Annotated in this window: 5 protein-coding genes; 2 read left to right on the forward strand and 3 right to left on the reverse strand. The window is 69.7% G+C overall.

The window, feature by feature from the left end:
* Positions 1–43: 43 nt before the first annotated feature.
* Complete coding sequence (locus ACL02O_RS33840; protein WP_412822257.1) at positions 44–1,633, reverse strand: MDR family MFS transporter; 1,590 nt, start codon at positions 1,631–1,633, stop codon at positions 44–46.
* A gap of 113 nt (positions 1,634–1,746) precedes the next feature.
* Here ACL02O_RS33840 and ACL02O_RS33845 point away from each other — a divergent pair, with 113 nt between their 5' ends.
* Positions 1,747–2,316, forward strand: a complete 570-nt coding sequence (locus ACL02O_RS33845; protein WP_412822258.1) for a TetR/AcrR family transcriptional regulator — start codon at positions 1,747–1,749, stop codon at positions 2,314–2,316.
* 33 nt (positions 2,317–2,349) lie between these two features.
* On the opposite strand, the gene ACL02O_RS33850 is transcribed toward ACL02O_RS33845, so the two are convergent.
* Entirely contained in the window at positions 2,350–2,862 is a 513-nt protein-coding gene (locus ACL02O_RS33850) for a GNAT family N-acetyltransferase (protein ID WP_412822259.1), read from the reverse strand.
* A complete protein-coding gene (locus tag ACL02O_RS33855; protein ID WP_412822260.1) occupies positions 2,859–3,074 on the reverse strand; it encodes a biotin/lipoyl-binding carrier protein in 216 nt (71 codons plus the stop codon). Before ACL02O_RS33855 ends, ACL02O_RS33850 begins: the two co-directional genes overlap by 4 nt.
* Positions 3,075–3,285: 211 nt before the next feature.
* Between ACL02O_RS33855 and ACL02O_RS33860 the strand changes: the two genes are divergently transcribed.
* Positions 3,286–3,360, forward strand: coding sequence for a 50S ribosomal protein bL37 (locus tag ACL02O_RS33860; RefSeq protein ID WP_369700219.1), 75 nt, complete (start codon positions 3,286–3,288; stop codon positions 3,358–3,360).
* Positions 3,361–3,415 lie beyond the last annotated feature (55 nt).

Below are 3,415 nucleotides of genomic sequence, written 5' to 3' on the forward strand. Positions count from 1 at the left end.
CCTGTTCCCCCCCCCCCCCCCCGCGACGGAGGTGCGGGGTGGGTCAGGCGACGGGTGCCTTGCCGAGGGCGGTCTCCGCCTCGTCCTCGGGGGTGGTCCCGGCGGCCGGCGGCTCGTTGGCCGAGCGGAGCGGAACCTCCTTGATGAACCAGGCGAGCACCGGCACCGCCGCGGTGAAGAACAACGCCCAGATGAAGACGTGGGAGATGCCGTCGGCCAGGGCGCCGAGGACGATTTCCCGCATCGGCCCGGTGAGCTGCTTGAGCTTCTCCAGGTCCAGGCCGCCCCCCTCCCCCGAGCCGCCGCTGAACGCGCCACCGGCGGCCGAGGCGGAGAGCCGGTTGGCGAAGATGGCGCCGAAGAGCGAGATGCCGAACGAGCCGCCGATGGAGCGGAAGAAGGTGGCCGCGCCGCTCGCCGCGCCGAGATCCTTCTGCTCGACGCTGTTCTGCGCGATCAGCATCGAGGTCTGCATCAGGAAGCCCATGCCGACGCCGAGGACGATCATGTAGAGCGAGGACTCGACCTTGCTGGTGTTGATGTCGAGCCGGGTCAGCAGGCCCATGCCGAGGGCCATCACCACGCCGCCGACGATCGGGAAGGCCCGGTAGCGCCCGGTCTTCGTGATCGTCCGGCCGACGACCAGCGAGACCACCAACATGCCGAACATCAGCGGGAGCAGCAGCAGGCCGCTGTTGGTGGCCGAGGCGCCCTGCACGGTCTGCTGGAACATCGGCAGGAAGTTCATCGCGCCGAACATGGCGAAACCGAGCAGGAAGCCGATCACCGAGATCAGGGCGAAGTTGCGGTTGGCGAACAGGCCCAACGGCAGGATCGGCTCGGGGGCCCGGCGCTCGACGAAGCCGAAGAGCACCAGGGCCACCACGGCGAGCGCGGCGAGGCCGAGGATCTGCGGGGAGACCCAGTCGTACTCGTTGCCGCCCCAGGTCGTGATCAGCACGATCGCGGTGATGCCGGCGGAGAGCAGGCCGGCGCCCAGCCAGTCGATCTTGTGCTCGGTGCGGTACTTCGGCAGGTGCATGGTGGTGGCGAGGACCAGCAGCGCCAGACCGCCGAGCGGCAGGTTGACGTAGAACGCCCAGCGCCAGGAGAGATGGTCGGTGATGAAGCCGCCGACCAGCGGACCGGCCACCATGGCGATGGCCATGATGCCGGCGATCATGCCCTGGTAGCGGCCCCGCTCGCGGGGCGGCACCAGGTCACCGATGATCGCCATGACGCCGACCATCAGACCGCCCGCGCCGAGGCCCTGGATGGCCCGGAAGGCGATCAGCTCGATCATGCCGTCCTCGACCCCGCCCAACATGCCGGAGCCGGACATGCCGCAGAGCGCGGAGCCGACCAGGAAGATGACCACCGAGGTGAGGAAGACCGCCTTGCGCCCGTAGAGGTCGCCGAGCTTGCCCCAGATCGGGGTGGAGACGGTGGTGCCCAGAACGTACGCGGTGACGACCCAGGTGAAGTGGTCGACTCCGCCGAACTCGCCGACGATCCGCGGCAGCGCGGTGCTGACGATCATGTTGTCGAGCATCGCGAGCATCATCGCGATCATCAGGCCGAACAGGACGACCCGGATGTTGGGCCGCGCTGTCAGCTGGGCTGGTTGAGTCATGGGTAAGCTCCCCCGAAGATCTGTGACCGACTTACTTGCCGCCCGGCTAGATACCTTACTAGCCGGACGGTAAGTTGGACAGCAGGAACGGTCAAGCGAGATAGGTGGTAACGGTGAGGGAGAACACAGGCGGCACGCGGGAGCGCATTCAGGCCGTCGCGCTGGAGCTCTTCACCGAGCAGGGCTACGAGAAGACCTCACTGCGGGAGATCGCCGAGCGGCTCGGGGTGACCAAGGCCGCGCTCTACTACCACTTCAAGAGCAAGGACGAGATCGTCAACAGCTTCGTCGAGGACCGGCTGCGCCGAATGGACGAGCTGATCGAGTGGGCCGCCACCCAGCCGGCCACCCTCGCCACCCGCCGCGCCCTGATCAGCCAGTACGCGGACGCCATGTTCGCCGGCGAGCTGCCCTCGGTGATGCGCTTCTTCGAGCAGAACCAGACCGTGCTGAAGAGCCTCAGCGCCGGGATGCAGATGCGGGACCGGATGATGCGCCTGGCCGACGAGCTGTGCCGGGGCGACGCCTCGCCGCAGGCCCAACTCCGGGCCGCGCTGACCCTGTTCGCCGTGCACAGCAGCTGGTTCGCCATCCGCGCCCCGGAAATCAGCGAGGACGAGCGCAAGAAGATCGCCCTGGACGTGGCCGACGAACTGCTCGCGAAGATCGCCCACCCGGACTGACCGGGCCGGTCGCCGGACACGGTGGCCCTCCGGTCAGCCGCGCCCGGTCAGCGCCAGGCGCAGCCCCAGCAGCTCGACGCCCGGCAGCGGCGACCAGTCCAGCTCGGGCGACCGGACGAACCCGAACCGCTCGTAGAGCCGGTGCGCCGCCGCGGCCATGCCGCTGCGGACGCAGATCACCACGGCCGAGCAGCCCAGCTCGGCGGCGCGGGCCACGCAGGCCCGGACCAGGGCCGCCCCGGCGCCCCGGCCCTGCGCGGCCGGGTCGACCGCGAGCATGCGGAACTCGGCCTCGCCCGGTCCGGACAGTTCGGCGTACGGGGTGCCGGGCAGCACGAACGTCACCGCGCCCAGCACCGCACCGCTCACCTCGTCGACGGCGACCAGCACTTCACCGGTCCCCGCCCGGGCGGCCACGTCGGCCAGCACCGTGCCGTAACCGGTCTCGCCCTTGAGCTGACCGTCCGCCTCGTACGCCGCGACGGTCAGGCGGGCCACCGCCGGGTGGTCCGCCGGTTGCGCCCGGCGGACGACCAGACCGGTCAACCGATCACCGCGATCAGGTCACCGTCCTGCACGACGTCGCCCTCGTTGACCGCGATCTGCTGCACCACACCGTCGGACTCGGCGACGACCGGGATCTCCATCTTCATCGACTCCAGGATCACCAGCGTGTCCCCCTCGGACACGGTGTCCCCGGTCGACGCGACGACCTTCCACACGTTCGCCACCATCTCGGCGCGGATCTCCTCGGCCATCCTCGGCCCTCCCTCTCCACCGGTGTGCCTGCGAACGGTATCCAATCATGACCGGAGTCACGTTCCGAACCCCAGCTTCGCCCCCACCGGACCCCGACGGCCGGGGCCGGCACTAGCATCAGCGGGTCGGTTCCCGCAGCGCCGGTGGACCGGTACGCGACCTCGCCGCGCTCGCCGCGGCCGGACCGTGACCAGCACAAGGAGGCAGAGCATGGCGAAGAAGGCCCGCAAGAAGAAGGCCCGCAAGAAGAGCGGCGCGAACCACGGCAAGCGCCCCAACTCCTGATCGTCGACGGGTCAGCGCCCGAATGGATCAGCAGCGTGCCGCCGTTCGGCACGGG

The sequence above is a fragment of the Micromonospora mangrovicola genome (genome assembly GCF_047200535.1).
GTDB lineage: Bacteria > Actinomycetota > Actinomycetes > Mycobacteriales > Micromonosporaceae > Micromonospora.

Coding starts and splice junctions, on each gene's coding strand:
- ACL02O_RS33840 (WP_412822257.1), bottom strand. CDS start 1,633: ATGACTCAACCAGCCCAGCTGACAGCGCGGCCCAACATCCGGGTCGTC.
- ACL02O_RS33855 (WP_412822260.1), bottom strand. CDS start 3,074: ATGGCCGAGGAGATCCGCGCCGAGATGGTGGCGAACGTGTGGAAGGTC.